At 65.8% G+C, this 21,067-nt stretch carries 20 protein-coding genes; 11 read left to right on the top strand and 9 right to left on the bottom strand.

What is annotated here, in order from left to right; genetic code table 11:
* Positions 1–60: 60 nt before the first annotated feature.
* On the top strand, positions 61–801 hold the full coding sequence (locus tag D0T21_RS06035) for a YdiY family protein (protein ID WP_116989142.1): 741 nt from the start codon (positions 61–63) through the stop codon (positions 799–801).
* Between the two features lie 5 nt (positions 802–806).
* Here D0T21_RS06035 and D0T21_RS06030 read toward each other — a convergent pair whose 3' ends face one another.
* The 3 genes from D0T21_RS06030 to D0T21_RS06020 are packed head-to-tail and all read right to left on the bottom strand — an operon-like array spanning position 807 to position 3,150.
* A complete protein-coding gene (locus D0T21_RS06030) occupies positions 807–1,559 on the bottom strand; it encodes a LytTR family DNA-binding domain-containing protein (RefSeq protein WP_116989141.1) in 753 nt (250 codons plus the stop codon).
* A complete protein-coding gene (locus tag D0T21_RS06025; RefSeq protein ID WP_116989140.1) occupies positions 1,556–2,584 on the bottom strand; it encodes a sensor histidine kinase in 1,029 nt (342 codons plus the stop codon). Before D0T21_RS06025 ends, D0T21_RS06030 begins: the two co-directional genes overlap by 4 nt.
* On the bottom strand, positions 2,581–3,150 hold the full coding sequence (locus tag D0T21_RS06020; RefSeq protein ID WP_116989139.1) for a transcriptional regulator: 570 nt from the start codon (positions 3,148–3,150) through the stop codon (positions 2,581–2,583). The genes D0T21_RS06025 and D0T21_RS06020 overlap by 4 nt, the downstream gene beginning before the upstream one ends.
* 269 nt (positions 3,151–3,419) lie before the next feature.
* On the opposite strand from D0T21_RS06020, the gene purT reads away from it, so the two are divergent.
* The gene (gene purT / locus D0T21_RS06015; protein ID WP_116989138.1) at positions 3,420–4,631 is read left to right on the top strand and encodes a formate-dependent phosphoribosylglycinamide formyltransferase; all 1,212 of its coding nucleotides are present in this window, start codon (positions 3,420–3,422) and stop codon (positions 4,629–4,631) included.
* Positions 4,632–4,655: 24 nt separating this feature from the next.
* On the opposite strand, the gene D0T21_RS06010 is transcribed toward purT, so the two are convergent.
* A complete protein-coding gene (locus D0T21_RS06010) occupies positions 4,656–5,045 on the bottom strand; it encodes a RidA family protein (RefSeq protein WP_116989137.1) in 390 nt (129 codons plus the stop codon).
* Positions 5,046–5,121: 76 nt separating this feature from the next.
* Here D0T21_RS06010 and D0T21_RS06005 point away from each other — a divergent pair, with 76 nt between their 5' ends.
* Positions 5,122–5,847, top strand: coding sequence for a helix-turn-helix transcriptional regulator (locus D0T21_RS06005; protein ID WP_116989136.1), 726 nt, complete (start codon positions 5,122–5,124; stop codon positions 5,845–5,847).
* Here the strand turns inward: D0T21_RS06005 and D0T21_RS06000 are convergent.
* The 5 genes from D0T21_RS06000 to D0T21_RS05980 all read right to left on the bottom strand — a co-directional run bounded on the left by D0T21_RS06000 (position 5,810) and on the right by D0T21_RS05980 (position 12,516).
* Positions 5,810–6,565: a LytTR family DNA-binding domain-containing protein gene (locus tag D0T21_RS06000; RefSeq protein WP_229211413.1), complete on the bottom strand. Its 756-nt coding sequence runs from the start codon at positions 6,563–6,565 to the stop codon at positions 5,810–5,812. The two genes, D0T21_RS06005 and D0T21_RS06000, sit on opposite strands and share 38 nt — an antisense overlap.
* 20 nt (positions 6,566–6,585) lie before the next feature.
* The gene (locus D0T21_RS05995) at positions 6,586–7,779 is read right to left on the bottom strand and encodes a sensor histidine kinase (RefSeq protein ID WP_116989384.1); all 1,194 of its coding nucleotides are present in this window, start codon (positions 7,777–7,779) and stop codon (positions 6,586–6,588) included.
* A gap of 17 nt (positions 7,780–7,796) precedes the next feature.
* Positions 7,797–9,284 carry a carotenoid oxygenase family protein gene (locus D0T21_RS05990; RefSeq protein ID WP_116989135.1) on the bottom strand — a complete coding sequence of 496 codons (1,488 nt, stop codon included), beginning with the start codon at positions 9,282–9,284 and terminating at the stop codon, positions 7,797–7,799.
* Between the two features lie 14 nt (positions 9,285–9,298).
* Positions 9,299–9,724, bottom strand: coding sequence for a DUF2141 domain-containing protein (locus D0T21_RS05985; RefSeq protein ID WP_116989134.1), 426 nt, complete (start codon positions 9,722–9,724; stop codon positions 9,299–9,301).
* Positions 9,725–9,846: 122 nt separating this feature from the next.
* Positions 9,847–12,516 (bottom strand): ATP-binding protein, encoded by a 2,670-nt coding sequence (locus D0T21_RS05980; protein ID WP_116989133.1) that lies wholly within the window; start codon positions 12,514–12,516, stop codon positions 9,847–9,849.
* A 142-nt stretch (positions 12,517–12,658) separates the two neighbouring features.
* Here D0T21_RS05980 and D0T21_RS05975 point away from each other — a divergent pair, with 142 nt between their 5' ends.
* The 8 genes from D0T21_RS05975 to D0T21_RS05940 all read left to right on the top strand — a co-directional run bounded on the left by D0T21_RS05975 (position 12,659) and on the right by D0T21_RS05940 (position 21,052).
* On the top strand, positions 12,659–16,261 hold the full coding sequence (locus tag D0T21_RS05975) for a CHASE domain-containing protein (RefSeq protein WP_116989132.1): 3,603 nt from the start codon (positions 12,659–12,661) through the stop codon (positions 16,259–16,261).
* A 74-nt stretch (positions 16,262–16,335) separates the two neighbouring features.
* Complete coding sequence (locus D0T21_RS05970; protein ID WP_116989131.1) at positions 16,336–17,994, top strand: cbb3-type cytochrome c oxidase subunit I; 1,659 nt, start codon at positions 16,336–16,338, stop codon at positions 17,992–17,994.
* A gap of 2 nt (positions 17,995–17,996) precedes the next feature.
* Positions 17,997–18,584: a cbb3-type cytochrome c oxidase subunit II gene (locus D0T21_RS05965; RefSeq protein ID WP_116989130.1), complete on the top strand. Its 588-nt coding sequence runs from the start codon at positions 17,997–17,999 to the stop codon at positions 18,582–18,584.
* A complete protein-coding gene (locus tag D0T21_RS05960) occupies positions 18,581–19,177 on the top strand; it encodes a cytochrome c (protein WP_116989129.1) in 597 nt (198 codons plus the stop codon). Before D0T21_RS05965 ends, D0T21_RS05960 begins: the two co-directional genes overlap by 4 nt.
* On the top strand, positions 19,149–19,814 hold the full coding sequence (locus tag D0T21_RS05955) for an SCO family protein (protein ID WP_116989128.1): 666 nt from the start codon (positions 19,149–19,151) through the stop codon (positions 19,812–19,814). The genes D0T21_RS05960 and D0T21_RS05955 overlap by 29 nt, the downstream gene beginning before the upstream one ends.
* Entirely contained in the window at positions 19,811–20,437 is a 627-nt protein-coding gene (locus D0T21_RS05950) for a hypothetical protein (RefSeq protein WP_116989127.1), read from the top strand. Before D0T21_RS05955 ends, D0T21_RS05950 begins: the two co-directional genes overlap by 4 nt.
* A complete protein-coding gene (locus D0T21_RS05945; RefSeq protein WP_116989126.1) occupies positions 20,379–20,774 on the top strand; it encodes a group III truncated hemoglobin in 396 nt (131 codons plus the stop codon). The genes D0T21_RS05950 and D0T21_RS05945 overlap by 59 nt, the downstream gene beginning before the upstream one ends.
* Entirely contained in the window at positions 20,771–21,052 is a 282-nt protein-coding gene (locus D0T21_RS05940; protein WP_116989125.1) for a DUF1971 domain-containing protein, read from the top strand. Before D0T21_RS05945 ends, D0T21_RS05940 begins: the two co-directional genes overlap by 4 nt.
* Positions 21,053–21,067: the final 15 nt, after the last annotated feature.

The raw sequence follows: 21,067 nt of genomic DNA, 5'->3' as shown, positions 1-21,067 counted from the left end.
GCACGTACCGGTCGCGCCCTCTTGAATGCGTTGTTTTTTGAGCTCGGGTACAATATCGACATGAAAGCGATCTTCCTAATCCCCACCCTCACCCTGGTCCATGGCCTCGCAGCAGCAGATACCGCCTCAGTACACGGCTGGAACAACTCCGCAGAATTGGGCGCCATTTCCACTTCCGGTAACACGGTCGGTACTTCGGTGACCGGCAAGCTGGATGCCAAGCAGGAGCTGCCCGACTGGAGCAACGAGTACATCCTGGCCGGCTACTTCAAGGACGAACAGGTCACGCAAGCCGACGGCGAAAAAGTGCGCGAGCGCTCCGCGCAGCGCTACTCCTTCTCCGCCAAGACTGCCTACAAGCTGCTTCAGGATCATGACAAGCTGTTCGCGCTGGCGACCCACGTCAACGACAAATTCGGCGCCTACACGCGCTACTCCACCGTGGGCGTCGGTTACGGCACCGAGACCTACAAGACGCCGGAGCACAGCCTGGACGTGGAAATTGGTCCCGGCTATTTCAACGGCACGCGTTCGACCGGCGAAGCGGAAAGCGGCATGACCGTGCGCGGCGCGGCCAACCTGAAATGGAAGTTGAGCGACAGCGCCCTGTTCACGCAGAACCTGAGCGTGGAGCGCGGCACCTCGAACATGCACTCGCTGGCCGAGACGGCGCTGCGCACCAAAATCAACAGCACCATGCAGATGAAGGCCGCGTTCAGCGTCCGCAACGACACCAACGTGCCGGAAGATAAAAAGAACACCGATACCCAAACGTCGGTGACGCTGGTCTACTCGTTCTGATAGCGCTACATGCCCTTGAACCGGTGCTGGAAGCGCTGGCTCACGGGCAGTTTGTCCTTGTGATCGCGCAGGCTTAGCCACAAGGCGCCGTCGGCATCGCGGCTGACGGCGGCGATCCGCTTGACCGCCACCACATAACCGCGGTGTATCTGCCAGAATCCAGCGTCCTCCAGCTCGGAGGCCAGCTCCTTCAGCGGCGTGCGGATGTGGGCTTCGGCCTGCTGCGGCGTCACCACCCGGGTGTATTTGAACTCCGCACAGAAGTAAATCACCTCGCTCAAGTCGATGAAATGTATCGAATTGCCGACGGTCGCCTGCAGCCATGACGGCGCGGCCGGCTTTGGCGACAGTTGCTGCATCAGCCGCGCCAGGTCCGGCGGCGGCGTGCCAAGGCGGGCACGTACCCGCTCGATGGCCCGTACCAGGCGTACGGGATCGGTGGGCTTGAGCACATAATCGATCGCGCCTTCGTCAAACGCGGCCAGCGCATGTTCCTGGTACGCAGTGACAAACACCACATGCGTGCGCGCGCCGAAGGTGCGCGCAACTTCCAGGCCACTCAAGCCGGGCATGCGGATGTCGAGAAAGGCGACGTCCGGCTCCATCGCGCGCGCCAGGCGCAGCGCTTCGTAGCCGTCGGCAGCTTCGGCCACCAGTTCGGCCTCCGGCCACAACGCTGCCAGCGACTGGCGCAATTCCGCGCGCAGCAAAGGCTCGTCATCCGCGATCAGTATGCGCGGGCGATGAGATGACATCATGCGACTCCCAACGGTAAGGTGATTTCTGCTTCGGTCCAGCCATCAGGCGCCACTTGAAGCCTGAATCCGGCAGCGCCGCCATGCAAGGCAGCCAGCCGCTCGCGCAGGTTGCGCAGTCCGACACCGCTGCCCAGCACGGATTTCCCGGGGCCGGCGCCGTTGTCGCGCACCGCTACTACCAATGCGCCCTCGCGGCGACGCACCAGCATCCGCACGGTCACGTTGCCGGGATGCGGCTCAACGCCGTGCTGCACGGCGTTCTCCACCAGCGGCATCAGCATCAACGGCGGCAGCTCCACCGCGCCCAGTTCGACGGGACAGTCGATCTCGAATTGCAGGCGCTCGCCGAAGCGTATTCCCATCAACGCCAGGTAGTGCCCCGCCAGCTCACATTCGCGGCCAAGATTGGACATCGGGCTGCGCAAATCCGGCAAGGCAGTATGCAGATAGCCGATCAGGTGATCGAGCATCTCCACCGCGCGTTCTGGATCGTGACGCGCAAGGTAGCGCGTGTTGGCCAGTGTGTTGTACAGGAAGTGCGGCTCGATCTGCGCCTGCAAGGCCTTCAGGTCGGCGGACAGCGCGGCCTGCGTCAACTGCGCCATCTGCAAGGCGCGCGACTGGATCTGTGCGTTCCAGAGGCGCGGCGCCAGCAGCAGCAAGGCCAACGACGCCACCGACCACTGCACCAGCAAATCGTTATGCGTGCTCACATCGACCATCAACAAGCTGCGGTGATACAGAAGACCGGCCACCCAACTCGACAAGCCGACCAGTAGTAGCAACACCGGCCACAAAAATCGCCACTCGCGCAGCCTGGGTACGGTCGTCAGTGCAGCCAACAAGCCAGCGGCGCTGATCCCCACCGGCAGCAGCATCGCACCGAACAAGGCCAGCAAGGTATAGGCCCGCAGCGCCAGACACGCCAGCGCAAAGCCGGCAACCAAGGAAGCGCTCAGCACCTTTTGCCGAACGCTGCTTGCCGCCACGCGCAGTAACGCGTCAAGAACGGCGGCGCCGCTCATAAGCTCGGCGACTCCGGCAGTTTATTGCGCGGCATCGCATCAACCGGCACGTCCTTGCCTACCACGTCCAGCGACAGCTCGTCTATCCAGACCTGCCCGGTGCCGTCATGGTTCACGCCGAAGTTGACACTTACCGCATCATCGGGAACATCCAGCGTGACGCTGCGGACTTGCCAGTCGCTGGAGCCGACGATAGGCTTGTCGAAGCTGTTGTAGAAAGCTACGCTATGGCCGGACGGGCCATCGATACGCATCCACAAGCCCGTCCAGCCGGTAACGTCGCGCGACTTGATCCGCGCCTGGAAACGCACACGCTGTCCTTGATAACGCTTCGCCGACACAGACTGCATCAGCGTGCCCAGCCCCTTGCTGTCGCCTTGCGTATTGCGCAGGAATTTGGAGCCCCTGCCGCTGATGGTTTCAACGTTGTCGATGCCGGCCTGGTAGGAGGATGGCGTCTGGCTGGTCACGAACCATGGCGCGGGCAGCTTGGAAGTCGATTCGGCGGCAACCACCCACAGCGAAGTGGCGGCGAGTGCGGCGGCGATTACGTGCATTGGTTTCATATTTTTTCCTTAGTCATGTCCATGACGAGCTGTCATGGTCACACTGTGCCTGACGACCCGGCGGCGCGGGTGGCCATGCGACCAGCGCGGCCGGCAGCGGATAAACGCTGCCGGCCCGCGATAAACGCCGCGATTAATCCAATGCCAAGCTTGCGCTTATTATAACGCCGCTGCCGCTGTCCAAATTAGCCGCATTTTGCTATAGTCGGCCCGCGCAGCGCTGCGGCTGCACACCATCTAACGTTTCCCCTTCATTCCCGGACGATTTCATGAACACTCCCCGCATTTTCGGCACTCCCCTGTCTCCTACCGCCACCAAAGTCATGCTGCTCGGCTCCGGTGAACTCGGCAAGGAAGTCATCATCGCGTTGCAGCGCCTGGGCGTGGAAGTGATCGCCGTCGACCGTTATCCGAATGCGCCTGGCCACCAGGTTGCCCACCGCGCCCACGTCATCAACATGGCCGACGGCGCCGCGCTGGCCGCGCTGATCGAACAGGAAAAGCCTGACCTGATCGTGCCGGAGATCGAAGCCATCGCCACCGACACCTTGGCCGCGCTGGAAAAAGCCGGCAAGATCACCTGCATCCCGACCGCGCGCGCCGCCCAGCTGACCATGAACCGCGAAGGCATCCGCTGCCTGGCCGCCGAAACCCTGGGCCTGGCGACGTCGCCCTACCGCTTCGCCAGCAGCCTGGCGGAACTGGAGGCCGCCACCGCCGCCATCGGCTTCCCGTGCGTGATCAAGCCGGTCATGTCGTCGTCCGGCAAGGGCCAGGCCAAGATCGACAGCGCCGCCGAGGTCAAAGCTGCCTGGGACTACGCCGCCGCCGGCAGCCGCGTGGATTCGGGCCGCGTGATCGTCGAAGGCTTCATCGACTTCGACTACGAAATCACGCTGCTGACGGTGCGCTCCATCGGCGCCGACGGCCAGGTCTTGACCCAGTTCTGCGATCCGATCGGCCACGTGCAGGTGCAAGGCGACTACGTCGAATCCTGGCAGCCATGCCGCATGAATCCACTGGCGCTGGCGCGCGCCCGCGACATCGCCGAAAAAGTCACCGGCGACCTGGGTGGCCTGGGCCTGTTCGGCGTCGAGCTGTTCGTCAAGGAAGACATGGTCTGGTTCTCGGAAGTGAGCCCGCGCCCGCACGACACCGGCATGGTGACCATGGCGACCCAGGTGCAAAGCGAATTCGAACTACACGCCAAGGCCATCCTCGGCCTGCCGGTCAATGTGGCGCTGAAGGCCCCTGGCGCCTCCGCCGTCATCTACGGCCAGCATGAAGCGGCGGGCATCGCCTTCGAAGGCGTGGCCGAAGCGCTGCGCGTGCCGGGCACCGACATCCGCCTGTTCGGCAAGCCGGAATCGTTCGCGCGTCGCCGCATGGGTGTGGCGCTGGCCGTCGCCGATGACGTGGAAACCGCGCGCCTGCGCGCCAAGGAAGCGGCGGCCAAGGTCAAGCCGGTACTGGGCAAGTAAGTCCCTGCATGGCGCGAGGCCGGCCTAGCCCGCCGGCCGCGCCGCGACGATTTCCACCTCCACCAGGAAGTCCGGCCGCGGCAGGGCCGCCACCACCATCAACATCGACGCTGGGCGCAGCTCGCCCAGCACACGATTACGCACGGCGACACAGCCCGGCAAGTCTCCAGCGTTGACCAGGTAATGCGTCATCTTGACGATATCGGCCGCCGTCATCCCCGCCTTGTCCAGCACCGCCATGATATTCGACCACGCCAATTCGGTCTGGCCGGCGATATCGCCGGGCAGCGTGCCGTCCGATCGCATGCCCGGCGTGCCTGCGCTGTACAGCCATCGTGAGCCGGCCGGCGCCTCCACCGCGTCGGCATATCGCCCTATCCGTTCCGCTACGCCGGTATTGTGGTGTGTGTTCATTTCCCCTCCTCGTTGTGGACATTGAATCGCATTCTCAGGCAAGATAAGGTCCTGACAATTCAGCGTGGGATGAACAATGGGTGACAATCCTGACATTGCACTGGTCGCGGCTTTGCTGGCCGATCCGGCCCGCGCGACGATCGCCTGGACACTGATCGACGGCACACGCAGGCCGGCGGGCGAACTGGCTTTCGCCGCCAACATCTCGGCGCAATCGGCCAGCGCACACCTGGCGAAGCTGGTCGACGGCGGGCTGCTGGCGGCGGACGCGCAAGGCCGCCACCGCTACTTCCGCATCGCCAGCCCTGAAGCGGCGCACATGATTGAAAGCCTGGCCTCGTTCAGCATGTCGATCAAGCCCAAACAGCCGCCAGCGCCGGCACTGGTGCGCGCGATGCCGCCGCAATTCCTGCAAGCGCGCACCTGCTACGATCATCTGGCGGGAGAACTCGCCGTACAGGTGCTGCAAAAAATGATCGATGACCAATGGCTGACAGTCGTCGGCCAGGACTACGAACTGACGGAAACAGGCAGGCAGCAGTTGACGGCATTGGGCGTAGCCGGCCAACGCCCACCGGGAAGCCGCCGCCCGTTTGCGCGCTGCTGTGTCGACCTGACCCAGCGCCGCGCCCACCTTTCGGGCATGCTGGGCGCGGCGTTGTTGGACATGTATGGCCGGGAGGGGTGGATCTTGCGGGCGCCGCGTTCACGCGTGGTGAGCGTGACGCCCAAGGGCCACGCGGCATTCGCCAGCCTGCTGGCGCCTACATCTGCCGGAACAGGTCGACGTAGTTACGGCTGACGACCAGCTGCTCCTCGCGCCCCTTCAGCTGCACCATCAGGCGGCCGCGAAAATCCTGGCGGGTGCCGGCCACATGGCGCGCGGCGACGATCACGCTGCGGTGTATCTGCCAGAACTGCTGCTCGTCCAGCTGCTCGCGCAGCTTGCTGATCGGCGTGCGTATCAGGCTCTCGCCATCCGCCAGGAACACGCTGGTGTATTTGTCGTTGCTCTGGAAGTAGATCACCTCGTCGATGGCGATCAGGCGCGTGTGTTCGCCTTGCGAGGCGCGTATCCACTGCAATGTCGGCGCAGGCGCCGCAGCGACAGGCGCGGCGCCGCCGAGCTGCTGCAACAGGGCTTGCAGCGTCGCCGCCGTGACGCCCGCCCCCGCTGCCGGCGCGCTTGAACGCAACGCCGCCTTCAGTTTGCTCACGGTCTTGTCCAGCCGTTCCAGGCTGGCGGGCTTCAGCAGATAGTCGACCGCCGAATGCTCGAACGCTTCCACCGCATACTGGTCGAAGGCCGTGACGAACACGATGTGCGGCGGCTTGGCGCCAGACACCAGTCGCGCCGCCACGTCCAGCCCCGTCATGCCCGGCATGCGGATGTCGAGGAACACCACATCCGGCGCTTCCTCGTCGATCATGCGCAAGGCTTCGAGGCCGTTGGCCGCCTTGGCAATCACCTTCAATTCGGGCCACGCTGTCTTCAGCTGGCCTTCCAGATAATCACGCAGATGTTCTTCGTCATCTGCGATCAGGGCACGGAGTGTGTCGATGTCGGACTCGCATTCAAAGGCAGCATGAGGCGCACCGTCATGCCGCAAGGTTGATTTTCCAATAATTCTACCCTAGCTGCGCCGTCATACAAACTGCGCAAACGCTCGCGCAAATTGCTCAGCCCTACCCCGCCGCCCGGCTTGGCCGACATGGTGCTGCCCAGGCCCACTCCGGTATCGCTGATTTGCAGGATCAGATACTCACCTTCCTCGCGCGCGCTGACGACGATCTCGCCACCCTCCACCTTCGGCTCCAGCCCGTGCGAGATGGCGTTTTCCACCACCGGTTGCAGCAGCATCGGCGCGATCGCAAACTGGCGCAAGGCATCGGGCACTTCGATGCGGTAGCGCAGCCGCTCGCCCATGCGCACCGCCAGCACGTCCAGGTAGGCGGCGATCAGCCTGGCCTCGGAGCCCAGTGTGGCCTCATCGCTGCGGCTGACCGCCAGGCTGGCGCGCAGGTAGTCGATGAACCGCTCCAGCATGTGCTGGGCCTTGGCCGGTTGCGGGCCAATCAGGCTCACCACGTTGGCCAGGGTGTTGTACAGGAAGTGAGGCTCGATCTGCGCCTGCAATGCGCGTAGCCGCGCTTCCGCCAGCAAACGGGCGGTGGACGCGATCAGCTCCTGTTGCCGGGCCTTTTCCTCCGCCTGCGCCACGCGCCGCTCGGCGCTGCTGCTGACCAGGTACATCAGCAGGGCGATGGCCGCAGCCACCACCAGCGACTGGTTCACCGCATTGCGGTTGTCCATCAGCTCCGCCAAGCCCTTCCCGTTCAGTAGCGCGGTCCCCAGCCCCAGGCCCAACATCACGCTGGATCCCACCAGCCCGGCGTTGAACAGCAATCGTGGCAGGCCCTTGGCGCGGCGCGGCCAGCCGCCGCTGACGGCGTTGGCCAGCAGGTGGCCGAAGTGGATCAGGAAACCGATCAGGTTCGAGATGAGCAGCATCGGCAGCCAGTGCCCCACCACCAGCCGGTTGCTCCCGGACGTCAGCACATCGATTACCGTCAAAGCCGTGCCCAGGCCACAGTTCCAGATCAGGGTGTACAGCAGGTTGCGCCGCATCGACGACGGCCAGCGCCGGAAAAATGGCATCAGGTCCAGCGGATGCGCCAACCGCGCGTTGTCGGCGCCGGAAAGCGCCGGGGCTTGCTTGCTGCTGTGGTTCATGGTGATGTCCAAAATATTCAGGCCGGCAGAAAGTTACCATGAATGCAGGCCGGCGACGCATAAGAAAGCCGCGCCATCGCCCGCGGACCCGCTTTGATGTTGTGCGCATCAAACACGGTCAACACGGTCTGGCCGCGCCGCGCATCTTGTGCGACGCCGACCAGATAGCCATCGGTCTCGGAGCGCGCGCCGCGCCGTGGCACCAGCACATGTTCCTCCACCACCCAGCCGGCGTCGAAGCGGTAGCTGTCCGCCTTGCCGCTGTCGATGTCGATCAGGTTCACGGTGTTGAAGCTGTCGTCCGCGCTTCCCGGCGCCACGCCCAGCACCGCCAGTTTGCGGTGACGGACCGATACCACCTGCGGCGCCACCCTCGGGAATTCACTGGCGCCAAACAGCCGCGCCTCGCGCGCCTGGCCGGTAGCGTAGTCCAGCGTAATCTGCACCGTGCTGGAACCGTCGCGGAAGGGCCGTATCTCGCCATGCATCACGTCCGCCAGTTCGTGCAGCGTGTCGCCTTCGTGCATCACCGCGTCCAGCCGCGTGCAGGCGCCGTCTTCGAACGCATTCCCGAAGTGGAACACCGTGCGCGCCGGCAGTTCGAACACCTGGCGCAGTTGCAGCGTGTCCTTGGCGATGACGACCACCCGCAGCGGCCGCGTTGCGCCAGCCCAGTGCAGGCTGTCGCCCAGGCTTATCTCCGGGCCGGGCTTCATGTCGTACGGCGGCACCAGGAAGATCAGGTGGCGCGCGCTGACGGCGAAGTCGTGCACCATATTCAGGTCCGGCACGTCGATCACGCCGGTGCGCAAGACCTCTCCGCTTGCGTTGAGACGGTAGATCATCAACTTGTCCGCGCCGGGCATATTCCCGAAGTTCCACAGGCCGCCATCCGGATCTGCTTTCGGATGCGCGGAAAACGGCATCGCCTTCAAGTCCGGCCGCCAGGTCTTGACGCCGCGCGTCTCCAGGGTTTGCGGATCGACTTCGATGGCGGATCCGCCTTCCCACAAGGCGTACACGCGGCCGCCGAACGGCAGCAGGTTGGTATTGGCGACGTTGACGGTGTCGTTGCTCTTGACCGGCCGGCGGTCGATGTAGGTGCCAAAGGCCGGATACAGGAACTGGCCGGCCGCCGTCTCTTCGGTGAACTTCTGGGTGGCGACGAAGCGGCCGCGATGACTGACCTTGCCGCCGCCGATCTGCCAGCGCTGGACGTAGCCGTCGCCGTCGAACCAGTGGTGATAGCGTTCGCCGCCCAGTTCAAAGCGGCCAGGTCCGTTGCGATAGAAAGCGCCTTGCAGGTCGTCCGGCATGCGGCCGTGGATCACCGCATCGCCGGCCAGTTCGCCGCTAACGCTTACATACGCCGACAACCTGGCGTCGTGTTCCAGCGCCTGGTGGAAGCGGCGGTAGGTGTCGCTGTCGGCCAGCGCGGCGCCGGAACTCAGGCCCAGCGCGGCCAGGCTGATACTACGGGACAGGAATTCGCGGCGGTTGCTCATGATATGTCTCCCGATCAGCGCAGGCTGACGCTGGTGGAAGCGCCGGCAGCGGGTAGCGTGAAGCGCGCGGCCGCATACTCCGGCGCGCCGCGTTTGCCCATGGCGTTGTTACTGAAGGCGTAGTCCTCGGTCGGCATGCCGATCAGGTTGCGGTCCATCTTGCCGTTGGCGTTGGCGTCGTGGTACAGCGAAAAGGCGTAGTCGCCGGCCGGCAGGTCCTTGAACTCGATCTGCATGGCGCCCGCCACAGCCGGCGCGGCCGCCGCGCGGAACGGCTTGCCCAGGTAGGTCTCGGCGGAGTTGTACAGGGCGACCATGATCTGGCCGTCGGCGCTGGAGACGCCGGTCACGGAGATTTTCAGGTCGGCGGCAAAAGCAGGCATCAGCGCCAGGGTGGAGATGATGGACAGGACGACGGCGGCAAGGCTGGTGGATCGCATGATGAACTCCGTTGAGTGAAAGTGACTCCACTCTAGCCAGCGGCCCGCAGCTCCGGAGAGCGATGCGACGAAATGCGCAAGTCCGGCGCGAAATGCAGCCGGCCGGCGCGAAATGCACGGGTTCAGGGGCGGCGCCCGGCCGGAATATGGCGCGAAATGATGTCCAGCATCTGCTCGACGTCGACCGGCTTGGCGATGAAATCGTTCATGCCGGCGGCGATGCAGCGTTCCTGCTCCGATTGCATCACGCCGGCCGTCATCGCCAGGATGGGCAGGTCCAGCTTGAGCTCACGGCGTATCACGCCGGTCGCGGCGAAGCCGTCCATCACCGGCATCTGCACGTCCATCAGCACGACGTCATAGTCGTCCGGATGCTCGCGCAGGCGCTCCACCGCCAGCTGGCCGTTCTCCGCCACGTCGACGCTGGCGCCGGCGTATTCCAGCATGCCGCGCGCCACCACCTGGTTGAGCGGATGGTCTTCCACCAGCAGCAGGCGCACACCGCGCAGGCGCTGCTCCGCCGGCTCCTCGTCGGCCGCATCATCGTCGACCGACTGCGGCGCCGCCGGCAGCTCGGCCTTCGGCAACAGGAACGGCAGCGTGACGACAAACTCGCTGCCCTCGCCCGGCATGCTGCTGACGGCGATGGCGCCGCCCATCAACTCGGCCAGGCGGCGACAGATCGCCAGTCCCAGCCCGGTGCCGCCGAAGCGGCGCGTGGTCGAGGCGTCGGCCTGGTTGAAGGCTTCGAACAGGCGGCTCTGCTGCTCCAGGTCCATGCCGATGCCGGTGTCGCGCACCACGAAGCGCAGGCCGACGGCGTCGCCGGCATAGCCAGCCATGCCGTTGGCCGAGCGCTCCACCCGCAGCAGCACTTGCCCGCGCTCGGTGAACTTGATGGCGTTGCCGACCAAATTGATCAGGATCTGCTGCAGGCGCATGGCGTCGCCCACCAGCGCCTGCGGCACCGCGGCGTCGGTGGCGACATCGAAGCGGATGCCGCTGGCGGCCACTGTGGTGGTCATCACCGAATTGACCGCCGCCAGCACCTCGTCCAGCTGGAAGGTCGACGGCGCCAATTCCATGCGGCCGGCCTCGATCTTGGAAAAGTCCAGCACATCGTTCAGGATCCCCAGCAGCACATTGCCGGACGACCGTATCATGTCCACGTACTCCTTCTGCGGCGCGCTCAGCTCCGTATTCCCCAGCAAATACGCCACGCCCAGCACCGCGTTCATCGGCGTGCGGATCTCGTGGCTCATATTGGCCACGAACTCGCTCTTGGCGCGGCTGGCGGCGGCGGCGCGCTGCTCGCCAGCGGCCTGGATCAGCTCCGCGTTCTTGCGGTCGGTGATATCCATCGCCATCAGGTAGGTACCCACCACCATGCCGTCGGCGGCCACGTCCGGCACCAGGTCCACCATGAAGTGCTGCGTCTGGCCGTGCTGCTCGAAGGCCCGCTCGAAGTGCAGGCGGCGGCCCAGCAGCGCCTGATCCAGGTCGCCCAGCCAGCTGTCGGCGGCGGCGCCGAAAATGTCGGACACGGTCTGGCCCAGCATCGTCTGCGGATCGAGGCCGAACTGGGTGCGATAGTGCTCGTTGGTGAACAGGAAGCGCCGTTCGCGGTCCAGGTAAGCGATCAGCAGCGGCAGGTTGTCGGCCAGGATGCGCGCCCGCTTCTCGCTCTCGTAGGTGCGCAGCTGGGCCGACTCGCGTTCGGCCATCAGGCGGTAGAAGGCGCCGCTCAATTCGCCGATTTCGTCCTTGCGGTCCAGTTGCAGCACCTGGATGCCGGCGCGGCTGTTCTTGATCTCGGCGATGTTGCGGCGCAGCCGCTGCAAGGGCCGCAGCAGCCGCGCGATGCCCATCCAGGACAGCAGGCCGGCCAGGCAGGCGAACACCGTCGCGGCGGCGGCGGCCTCGTAGCGCATCTCCCGCAACGGCGCCAGCGCCTCGTCGCTGGGGAAGCGCGCCGCGACGATCCAGCGCGCGTGCTGCAAGCGCCGGTACGAATAGATGCCCTTGACGTGGTCCTTGTTCTCGGCCTCGGTCCAGCCCTGGAAGCCGCCCAGCGCCATCTCGGTGGCGCGGTTGCTGCCCGGACGCTCGTTAATGCTGTGCAGCAGCCGCGCCTTGTTCGGATGGCTGAGCAGGACGCCCTCGGCGGTCATGATGAACGTGAAGCCGGTGCTGCCCGGCTTGAGCGCGCTGAGCGACTCGAACGGCGCATAGTGCAGCAGGTTGATACCGCCGGCCAGCACCAGCGCCACGCGGCCTTCGCTGTCGAACACCGGCGCCGTGATCAGCACCGTCGGCGCGCCGGCCAGCTTGCTGGCGAACGGCGCCGACACCAGGCCACGGCCGCGCGCCACCGTCAGGTCGAACCATTCCTGGCCGGCGGCGCGGAAAGGCTGCGCCGGCATGTCCTCTTCCAGCGCGCCGGTCAGCAGGCCATCGTTGTCGTAGATTTCCAAAAAAGAGAACTGGCCGCGGGCGGTCGGACGCGCCTTCAGATAGGCGCGCAGCGCCGCGGGATCATGCAGCGTGGCCGCCGGCAGCGATTCGGCCAGCGCCGCCAGCATGGCCTTCTTGCCGGCCAGGTGCTCGTCGATGTGGGCGGCGGCGCCGGACAGCAAGGCATACTGCTGGCTGCCGATGACTTCCTTCATATCGCGCTCGGCCAGCACCAGCGCCACCACCGTCACAGTGACGGTCGCTCCCAGCACCAGCAGCATGACCAGGCCACTGAGACGGAACCGCAGGGTGGACGGCAGATACTGTTTCAACGCCATGGGCAGCGCACTCACTAGAAAGATGATATCAAAGTATTACATGTCGCAGGCGGGTTTGGCTACGGCTGTACGCCATAAACCAACAAATATGCCGCAGTTTCGGGGTATAGTGATTGCCACCGAGACAACCCAGCTATCCGCCATGCGCGCAGGCTCCGAACAGTTCAATCCGGCCCCATCTCCATCCGGCCCCGCGCCGCTCGCGCTGGTGCTGCTGACTGCCTGCTACTACCTGGTAGCCAACACCAGCCTGTTGCTGGCCTTCGCCCACACCAACGCCACCCCGGTGTGGCCGCCATCCGGCATCGCTTTCGCCGCCGTCCTGCTGCTGGGTTACCGCGCCTGGCCGGCCATCCTGCTTGGCGCGCTGGCAGCCAACCTGGCCACCTTCACCACCAACGGCCTGCCCTTCAACGCCGGCCTGGTGACGGCGTCGCTGCTGATCGCCACCGGCAATACGCTGGAAGCCCTGGCCGGCGCCTGGCTGATGCGGCGCCATACCGACGCCGCCCGGCCGTTCGGCAACCTGCAAGACGTCTACAAATTCGCCACCATCGCCCTGCTGGTGTGCCTGATCAGCGCCGGCATCGGCAGCGGCACGCTGGTGCTGGGCGGCCTGGTGGCGCCGGCCGCCTGGAACACCGTCGCGCTGACCTGGTGGGTCGGCGACGTCGCCGGGGTGCTGCTGGTGGCGCCGGCCATCCTGGCCTGGCGCCGGCCGCGCTGGCGCCGCGCGGTCGCGCTGGAGGCCGCGCTGTCGCTGCTGTTGCTGGCTGCGCTGATGGCCGCGATCTTCGGCCGCCACTACACCGCCAACGACGATCCCGGCTGGCTGCCGTATGTCTTCATGCTGTGCGTGGCCTGGGCCTCGTTCCGCTTCGGGTTGCGCGGCGCCAGCCTGGCCTGCCTGGCCACCGCCGGCGGCGCCGTGCTGTGCACCGTGCGCGGTCTGGGGCCGTTCGCGGTCGGCACGCTGAACGACGCCCTGATCTCCCTCGACAGCTTCGTCGTCTTGTGCAGCCTGGTCGGCATGGTGCTGTGCGCCGACGCCAGCGAGCGGCGGCGCATGAGCGGCGCGGTGCGCGGCCACAGCGCCGCGCAATGGGCCACGCTGCTGATCTGCGTCGGCCTGACCGTGATCGTCTGGCACCTGGTGGCGCTCAGCACCGAGCGCCGCGCGCGCGAGCAGTTCGACACCGAATGCGCCGACATCGCCGAACGCATCGCCAGCCGCATGGTCTTGTACGAATCAGGCCTGCGCGGCGCCCGCGCGCTGTTCAGCGCCGAGCCGGAACCGAGCCGCGCCCAGTGGCGCAATTTCACCGACGCGCTGGATCTCCCTCACAGCTTGCCCGGCGTGATGGGACTGGGTTATGCCGCGCAAGTGCCGGCCAACCAGCGCGACGCGCTGGAAGCGCAGGTGCGCAGCCACGGCTACCCCGATTTCCGCATCTGGGCCAGGCCGGGCAGCGCGCTCGGCCCCTGGTCCTCCGTGGTGCTGTACCTGGAGCCGTTCCAGGGCCAGAACCTGCGCGCCTTCGGTTATGACATGATGTCCGAGCCGATCCGCCAGGCCGCCTTGCTGGAGGCGGCGCGCAGCGGCAAACCGGTGCTGTCGGCCAAGGTGGTGCTGGTGCAGAACGGCAGCGAGCAAGGTCGGCCCGGCTTCCTGATGTACTTCCCGATCTACCGCAAGCTGGCCACGGCGACCTCCGGCGCCATGCTGCCGCCGGCGCAGCGCATGGCGGCCCTGCAAGGCTATTCGTATAGCCCGATCCGCGCCGACGAGATGATGGCCGGCCTGCTCGGGCCATCCGACCAGGTGGTGCAGCTGGAGATCTTCGACGGCAGCGAAGCCGATCCCGCCGCCCTGCTGTACGCCAGCGGCAGCCGCACCGACAACGACAAGCTGCAGTATCCGAATCCCTACCTGAGCACCGCACCGCTGGTGCAGATGCAGCATCGCTGGACGCTGCGTTTTACTTCGCTGCCGGCGTTTGAGAACTCGATCGATCGCCAGAAGTCCCACATCGTGCTGCTGGCCGGGGTGATCATCAGCCTGTTGTTCTTCGGCGTGGTGCGGGCGCTGACCGCGCGCCAGACCTACGCCGCCGCGCTGGCCGAGGAAAAGACCGCCGCGCTGCGTGAATCGGAAAGCTCGCTGATCGTCGCGCGCGACCTGGCCGAAGCGGCCAGCCGCGCCAAATCCGAGTTCGTCGCCAACATGAGCCACGAGATCCGCACCCCGCTCAACGCGGTGCTGGGCATGACGCATCTGCTGAACAACACCTCGCTCTCGCCCGACCAGCAGAAGTACCTGGAAATGATACGGTCGTCCGGCAATTCGCTGCTCAGCATCCTCAACGACGTGCTGGATTTCTCCAAGATCGAGGCGGGCCGCATGGAGCTGGCACCGGCGCCGTTCCAGCTGAGCGCCGTGCTGGAAGCCATCGCCACCATCATGACCGTCAACTCCGGCGAAAAAGACCTGGAACTGGCGATCGGCGTCGAGGCGGACGTGCCGCAGGCACTGCTGGGCGACGGCCATCGCTTGCAGCAGATCCTGATCAACCTGGTCGGCAACGCCATCAAGTTCACCGAGAAGGGATCGGTCTCGGTGCTGGTGGAACGCACCGGCGACGGCATCGCAGGCGCGGTCACGCTGCGCTTCACGGTACGCGACAGCGGCATCGGCATCCCGCCCGACCAGCTGGCACTGTTGTTCGCGCCGTTCTCGCAGGCCGACGCCTCGATGACCCGGCGCTTCGGCGGCACAGGACTTGGACTGGCCATCTCGCGCCGCATCGCCGCGCTGATGGGCGGCGCGATCGAAGTGCAGAGCATCGCCGGCGCCGGCAGCGCCTTCGTCCTGACGGTGCCGCTGCAAGCCGCCGCCGACGCCGCGCCGGCCAGCGCGCCGCTGCCGCCCCAGCACCTGCTGCTGGTGGATGACGACCCGGTCAGCGCCGACTACCTGGGCCGCACCATCCGCGCGCGCGGCTGGAGCAGCGACAGCGCCGGCACCGGCGAGCAGGCGTTGACGCTGCTGCGCCGCGCCGCCGGCCGCTACGACGCGATCCTGGTCGACTGGGACATGCCCGGTATGAATGGCCTCGACACCATGCAGGCGATCCGCAAGGCCCTGCCGCAGGACTGCCCCGCCATCATCCTGATGGTCAGCGCCTTCGGCCAGGGCAAGCTGCTGCACACCCAGGGCGCGGAGGCGGCCAACGCGGTGCTGCTCAAGCCCGTCACCATGGCGCGCCTGAACGAGACCTTGCAGCAGGCGCAGGCCGGCACGCCGGCCGCCGCCAGTATCGACAACGGCGCCCAGTCCGGCCTGCGCATAGACGGCGTGCGCATCCTGCTGGTGGAAGACAATCCGATCAACCAGCTGGTGGCGCAAAGCATGCTGTCCTACGCCGGCGCCAGCATCGACGCGGTGGACAACGGCCGCGCCGCGCTCGACCGGCTGCGCAGCGACGCCCGTCGCTACGACCTGGTGCTGATGGACGTGCAGATGCCGGAGATGGACGGCTTCGAAGCGACTACCCGCATCCGCACCGAACTCAAACTGGAGCTGCCGGTGCTGGCCATGACGGCCGGCGTGATGCTGTCCGAGCGCGAACAATGCATCGCCTCGGGCATGAACGACTTCATCGCCAAGCCTATCGACGTCGAACAGATGCTGCGCGCGATCATGCGCAACCTGCCCGCCGCCCAGCGCGCCGCGGCCGGCCGCTAGGCCGCCCCGGCGATTGTGCATTCGTGAAAATTAATGTAGTATTCTATTTACTTGTTTAAAGCTAAGGGCTCCTCATGGATACCGTCACCATCCTTCTGTCCTCGTTCATCCTGTCGCTCACCGGCCTGTTTGTGTTTATCTGGTCGCTGCGCAAACGCCTGTTCGACACCACGTCCGCCGCCGCCAATGTCATCTTTTCGCCCGGTGAAATCGGCCGCGGCGAGGAACCGTCCGCCACTGCCGCCCAGCGCGCCGGCCTGGCGCTGCGCGTCTCCGGCGACGCCCACGTCGAGCTGACGCCCGCCCAGGAAGCGACGCTGCAGCGAGACCTGGCCGAACGCATCGAAGAAGACCGCTCCACCGCCTTTGTCTCCTTCGTGTTCCTGTCCTGCGCCGTGGTGTGGCTGGTGGTCGGTTCGCTGGCCGGGCTGACCAGCTCCATCAAGCTGCACGAACCTGACTGGCTGGTGCAGCAGGCCTGGCTGACTTTCGGCAGGCTGCGCACCATCCACCTGAACATCGTCGCCTACGGCTGGGCGCCGATGGCGGCCTTCGGCATCGCCAACTGGATGCTGCCACGCTTGCTGAAAACGCCGCTGGTCGGCGGCCGCTTCGCTATCCTGGGCTGCATGATCTGGAACGCCGGCCTGATCGCCGGTGTCGGCTGCATCGCCGCCGGCATCAGCGACGGCATGGAGTGGCTGGAGATACCATGGCAAGTCGATATCCTGATCGTCATCGGCGGCGCGCTGATGGGCCTTCCGCTGGTGTACACGCTCCAGGCGCGCAAGGTCGGCCACCTGTACGTGTCGGTCTGGTACATGGGCGCGGCGCTGTTCTGGTTCCCCATCCTGTTCCTGATCGCCAACCTGCCGGCGATGCACTTCGGCGTCGAGCAGGCCACCATGAACTGGTGGTTCGGCCACAACGTCCTGGGCCTGTTCTACACGCCGATGGCGCTGGCCTCGGTCTACTACTTCCTGCCGAAGATCATCGGCCGCCCGGTGCAGTCGTACAACCTGTCGCTACTGGGCTTCTGGACGCTGGCCTTCTTCTACGGCCAGGTCGGCGGCCACCACCTGATCGGCGGCCCGGTGCCCGGCTGGCTGATCACACTGTCCATCGTGCAAAGCGTAATGATGATCGTGCCGGTGATCTCGTTCTCGGTCAACCAGCACCTGACCATGAAGGGCTACTTCTCCAAGCTGGTGTACTCGCCGACGTTGCGCTTCATCGTGCTGGGCGGGATGATGTACACCCTCAGTTCCCTGCAAGGCTCGATCGAGGCGATCCGCGCGGTCAACACGGTGGCGCACTTCACCCACTTCACGGTGGCCCACGCCCACCTTGGCCTGTATGGCTTCTTCACGATGGTGATGTTCGGCGCGATCTATTTCGTCATGCCGCGCGTGATGTCGTGGGAATGGCCTTACCCCGGCCTGATCGCCGCGCATTTCTGGCTGGTGGTGCTGGGCTTCTCGATTTACTTCATCGGCCTGTCGATAGGCGGCTGGTTGCAAGGGCTGGCGATGCTGGATGCCGCCAAGCCATTCATGGAATCGGTCAAAGTGACGATCCCCTACCTGCAAAGCCGTTCTGTGGGCGGCGCCATCATGACGCTTGGCCATCTGGTGTTCGCCGGCCACTTCGCCGCGATGGCACTGCGCCACGGCCCGGCGCGCACCGGTGCCGCGCTGCTGCACGTCGCCCCAACCACCCTGGCAGGAGCCTGATCATGCATGACGAACTTAAACTCCTCAGCGGCGCCATGGTCACGCTGGCGCTGGCCACATCGGCGCTGGTGGTGGTGCCCTTCCTTCAACTCAAGGACGTCGTCCCGCCGGCCGGCCTGAAGCCCTACACCTCGGCGCAGCTGCGCGGGCGCGAAGTCTACATCGCCAACGGCTGCATCTACTGCCATTCGCAGCAGCCGCGCGACAAGGCGCTGGCGCCGGACGACAAGCGTGGCTGGGGCCGCGCTCCGGTAGCCGGCGACTACCATTACGACAAGCCGCACCTGCTGGGCACCATGCGCACCGGCCCGGACCTGTTCAACATCGGCGCGCGCCAGCCCAGCCAGGACTGGCATCTGGGCCATCTGTACCAGCCGCGCGCCTACACGCCCGGCTCCATCATGCCGGCCTATCCCTTCCTGTTCGAGATCAAGGACAAGGCCGATCCCGGCGACCGCGTGTTGACGCTGCCGCCGGGTTACAAGCCGCCGGGCAAAGTCGTCATCGCCAGGCAGGAAGCGCTGGACCTGGTCACTTACCTGCAAGGGCTGGATCACACCTATCCGGTATTCGAGGGGAAAGCAAAATGATCGAGCAACCGAAACACGACGCGCGCGAGCGCGAAAACCCCGATCCGCACGAGAAGAACCGCCCGGTGCCGCGCCTGGTGCTGGCAGTGGTGTCGGCGCTGGTGATCTGGGCGGTCGGCTACATCGTCCTTACCCAGCGCAACGACGCGCCGGAACTGGGCGACCGGCGCACCCTGTCCACGCTGGAAGGCAAGCCGGCCGGCGCTGGCGGCGCGGCCGACGGCGCGCAGGTGTATGCGGCCAATTGCGTGGCCTGCCACCAGGCCACCGGCGCCGGCCTGCCCGGCGTGTTCCCACCGCTGGCCGGCTCCGAGTGGGTGCTGGCGGCGGACCAGCTGCCGGTCAACATCCTGCTGCATGGGATCACCGGCAAGCTGACCGTCAAGGACACGGCATACAACGGCCAGATGCCGGCTTTCAAGGACAAGCTGAGCGACGCCGAAATCGCGGCGGTGCTGAGTTTTGTGCGCTCCAGCTTCGGCAACGGCGCCGGCAAGATCGGCGCCGACATCGTCAAGGCCGAGCGGGAAACGGGCAAGGATCGTAAAGATCCGTGGAACGGTGATGAAGATCTCAACAAGCTCAAACAGTAGCAGCCTGTGTTCCACGCTGATCGCGCTGGCATTGGTGTGCGCAACAGGCGTGGCGGCGCTGTACTACGGCACAATGGGCTTCGAGGTGGTGTCGACCGAAGATGGCCGGCGGCTGGCCGTCAGTCGCCAGCCGCTGGACCTGCCGGCCGCCGCGATCCACCAGCCGCAAGCCGCCACGTTGGCGCGGATGCTGGGCGAAGATGGCCGCATCGCCATCGTCACCTTCTTCTACAGCAGCTGCAACGCCGTGTGCTCGGTGCTGGGCAACGAGCTCCAGCAAATGCAGGATGAGATCCGCAAGCGCGGCTTGCAGCACGATGTGCGGCTGGTCAGCATCAGCTTCGATCCGCGCGATAGCTCGCCGGTGCTGGCGGATTACGCGCGGCGCCTGCATGCCGATCCGGCGCTGTGGCGCATGGTCAGCGTGGACCGCGAGGAGCAGCGCAAAGCCTTGCTGGATGCATTCGGTATCGTCGTGCTGCCTGCGCCGCTGGGCGAGTTCCAGCACAACGCCGCCTTCCACCTGATCGACCGGCAAGGCCGCCTGGCACGCATCGATGACTACGACGATCCGGCGCAGGCACTGGAAGACGCTGTGCAGCTGGCCCGCACCTCGGCGCGCGGAGGCCGGCCATGAACCGCCGGCGCGTCGCCATCGGCCTGGCTTGCCTCGCGCTGGCTGCGCTGCCGCGCCACTGGCTGGAGGCGGAGATGCTGCGCCACATGCTGCTGCAATTGCCATTGCTGGTCGCCGCCGGATGGATGCTGGCGTCCGGCGGCAGCCGGTCGACTGTGACCACCGCCATCGCACGCTACGACCAGCATGGCGTCTGTGGCCTGGCCGTCCTGCTCTTCGTCACCGCCTACTGGATGATTCCGCGCGCGCTGGAACAGAGCATTACCGCGCCGTGGGCCGAGGCGGCGAAGTTCGCCTCGCTGATCGCGCTGGGCGCCATCCTGCCCGGATCGCTGAAGCGCGCCAACTGGATCGTGCAGCTCTTCTTCCTTGGGAATTTCAGCTGGATGATGGCGGTCGCCGGCATCCAGTATCAAAGCATGCCGCAACGCCTGTGCAACGCCTACCTGCTGGACGACCAGGTCTGGACCGGTATCGGCCTGGTCACCGCGTCGGTGGCGATTGCAGCCATCTGGTGCTGGCGCCTGGCGCCGGCCTTCATCAACAATTCAAACAAAGACCATCATGTCACAACTACCGCTGAACCCCGCATCGATCGCCACGCTGGTCCACGAATTCTATGACGAAGTCCGCGCCGACCCGGTACTCCAGCCGGTATTCGACGCCGCCATCGGCGACAACTGGGCGCCGCACCTGGAGCGCATGGTCGACTTCTGGTGCACCGTCATGCTGGGCAACCGCAGTTTCCAGGGCAACGTCTTCGGCAAGCACATGCTGCTGAACGGCGTCACGCCCGAGCACTTCATGCGTTGGCTCGCGCTGTTCGAAGCTGCCGCCACCCGTCTGTTCAACCCCACCGACGCCACCGAATTCAAAACCGTCGCCCGGCGCATCGCCGCCAGCCTGCAATACGGATTTTTCGGTGAAGTGAAGGTGACCTCACCCAAGGAGCAATCATGAAAACCATACCCGACACCGCACAGCACTACAAAAGCAGTCCGGTCTTCACGCAGGACAGCGTGCCGGCCGCCCTGCAACGCAGCCACACCACCGCCGCGGGCGTGTGGGGCCGCATCACGATATTGGAAGGCAGCCTGCTTTACCGCATCACCGATCCGTCGCAGCCGGCCGAGGAAGTCCTGCTCACGCCGGAGCGCTCCGGCGTGGTAGAGCCGCGTATCGAGCACGAAGTCAACGTGGTCGGCCCGGTGCGTTTCCAGGTCGACTTCCACCGCTAATCCATCAATCAATCA

Source organism: Duganella sp. BJB476 (assembly GCF_003416895.1).
Lineage (GTDB): Bacteria > Pseudomonadota > Gammaproteobacteria > Burkholderiales > Burkholderiaceae_D > Rugamonas.
The sequence above is the reverse complement of the archived record's forward strand: the minus strand, read 5'-3'. Positions and strand labels throughout refer to the sequence as shown.

Coding starts and splice junctions, on each gene's coding strand:
- D0T21_RS06035 (WP_116989142.1), top strand. CDS start 61: ATGAAAGCGATCTTCCTAATCCCCACCCTCACCCTGGTCCATGGCCTC.
- D0T21_RS06030 (WP_116989141.1), bottom strand. CDS start 1,559: ATGATGTCATCTCATCGCCCGCGCATACTGATCGCGGATGACGAGCCT.
- D0T21_RS06025 (WP_116989140.1), bottom strand. CDS start 2,584: ATGAGCGGCGCCGCCGTTCTTGACGCGTTACTGCGCGTGGCGGCAAGC.
- D0T21_RS06020 (WP_116989139.1), bottom strand. CDS start 3,150: ATGAAACCAATGCACGTAATCGCCGCCGCACTCGCCGCCACTTCGCTG.
- purT (WP_116989138.1), top strand. CDS start 3,420: ATGAACACTCCCCGCATTTTCGGCACTCCCCTGTCTCCTACCGCCACC.
- D0T21_RS06010 (WP_116989137.1), bottom strand. CDS start 5,045: ATGAACACACACCACAATACCGGCGTAGCGGAACGGATAGGGCGATAT.
- D0T21_RS06005 (WP_116989136.1), top strand. CDS start 5,122: ATGGGTGACAATCCTGACATTGCACTGGTCGCGGCTTTGCTGGCCGAT.
- D0T21_RS05995 (WP_116989384.1), bottom strand. CDS start 7,779: ATGAACCACAGCAGCAAGCAAGCCCCGGCGCTTTCCGGCGCCGACAAC.
- D0T21_RS05990 (WP_116989135.1), bottom strand. CDS start 9,284: ATGAGCAACCGCCGCGAATTCCTGTCCCGTAGTATCAGCCTGGCCGCG.
- D0T21_RS05985 (WP_116989134.1), bottom strand. CDS start 9,724: ATGCGATCCACCAGCCTTGCCGCCGTCGTCCTGTCCATCATCTCCACC.
- D0T21_RS05980 (WP_116989133.1), bottom strand. CDS start 12,516: ATGGCGTTGAAACAGTATCTGCCGTCCACCCTGCGGTTCCGTCTCAGT.
- D0T21_RS05975 (WP_116989132.1), top strand. CDS start 12,659: ATGCGCGCAGGCTCCGAACAGTTCAATCCGGCCCCATCTCCATCCGGC.
- D0T21_RS05970 (WP_116989131.1), top strand. CDS start 16,336: ATGGATACCGTCACCATCCTTCTGTCCTCGTTCATCCTGTCGCTCACC.
- D0T21_RS05965 (WP_116989130.1), top strand. CDS start 17,997: ATGCATGACGAACTTAAACTCCTCAGCGGCGCCATGGTCACGCTGGCG.
- D0T21_RS05960 (WP_116989129.1), top strand. CDS start 18,581: ATGATCGAGCAACCGAAACACGACGCGCGCGAGCGCGAAAACCCCGAT.
- D0T21_RS05955 (WP_116989128.1), top strand. CDS start 19,149: ATGAAGATCTCAACAAGCTCAAACAGTAGCAGCCTGTGTTCCACGCTG.
- D0T21_RS05950 (WP_116989127.1), top strand. CDS start 19,811: ATGAACCGCCGGCGCGTCGCCATCGGCCTGGCTTGCCTCGCGCTGGCT.
- D0T21_RS05945 (WP_116989126.1), top strand. CDS start 20,379: ATGTCACAACTACCGCTGAACCCCGCATCGATCGCCACGCTGGTCCAC.
- D0T21_RS05940 (WP_116989125.1), top strand. CDS start 20,771: ATGAAAACCATACCCGACACCGCACAGCACTACAAAAGCAGTCCGGTC.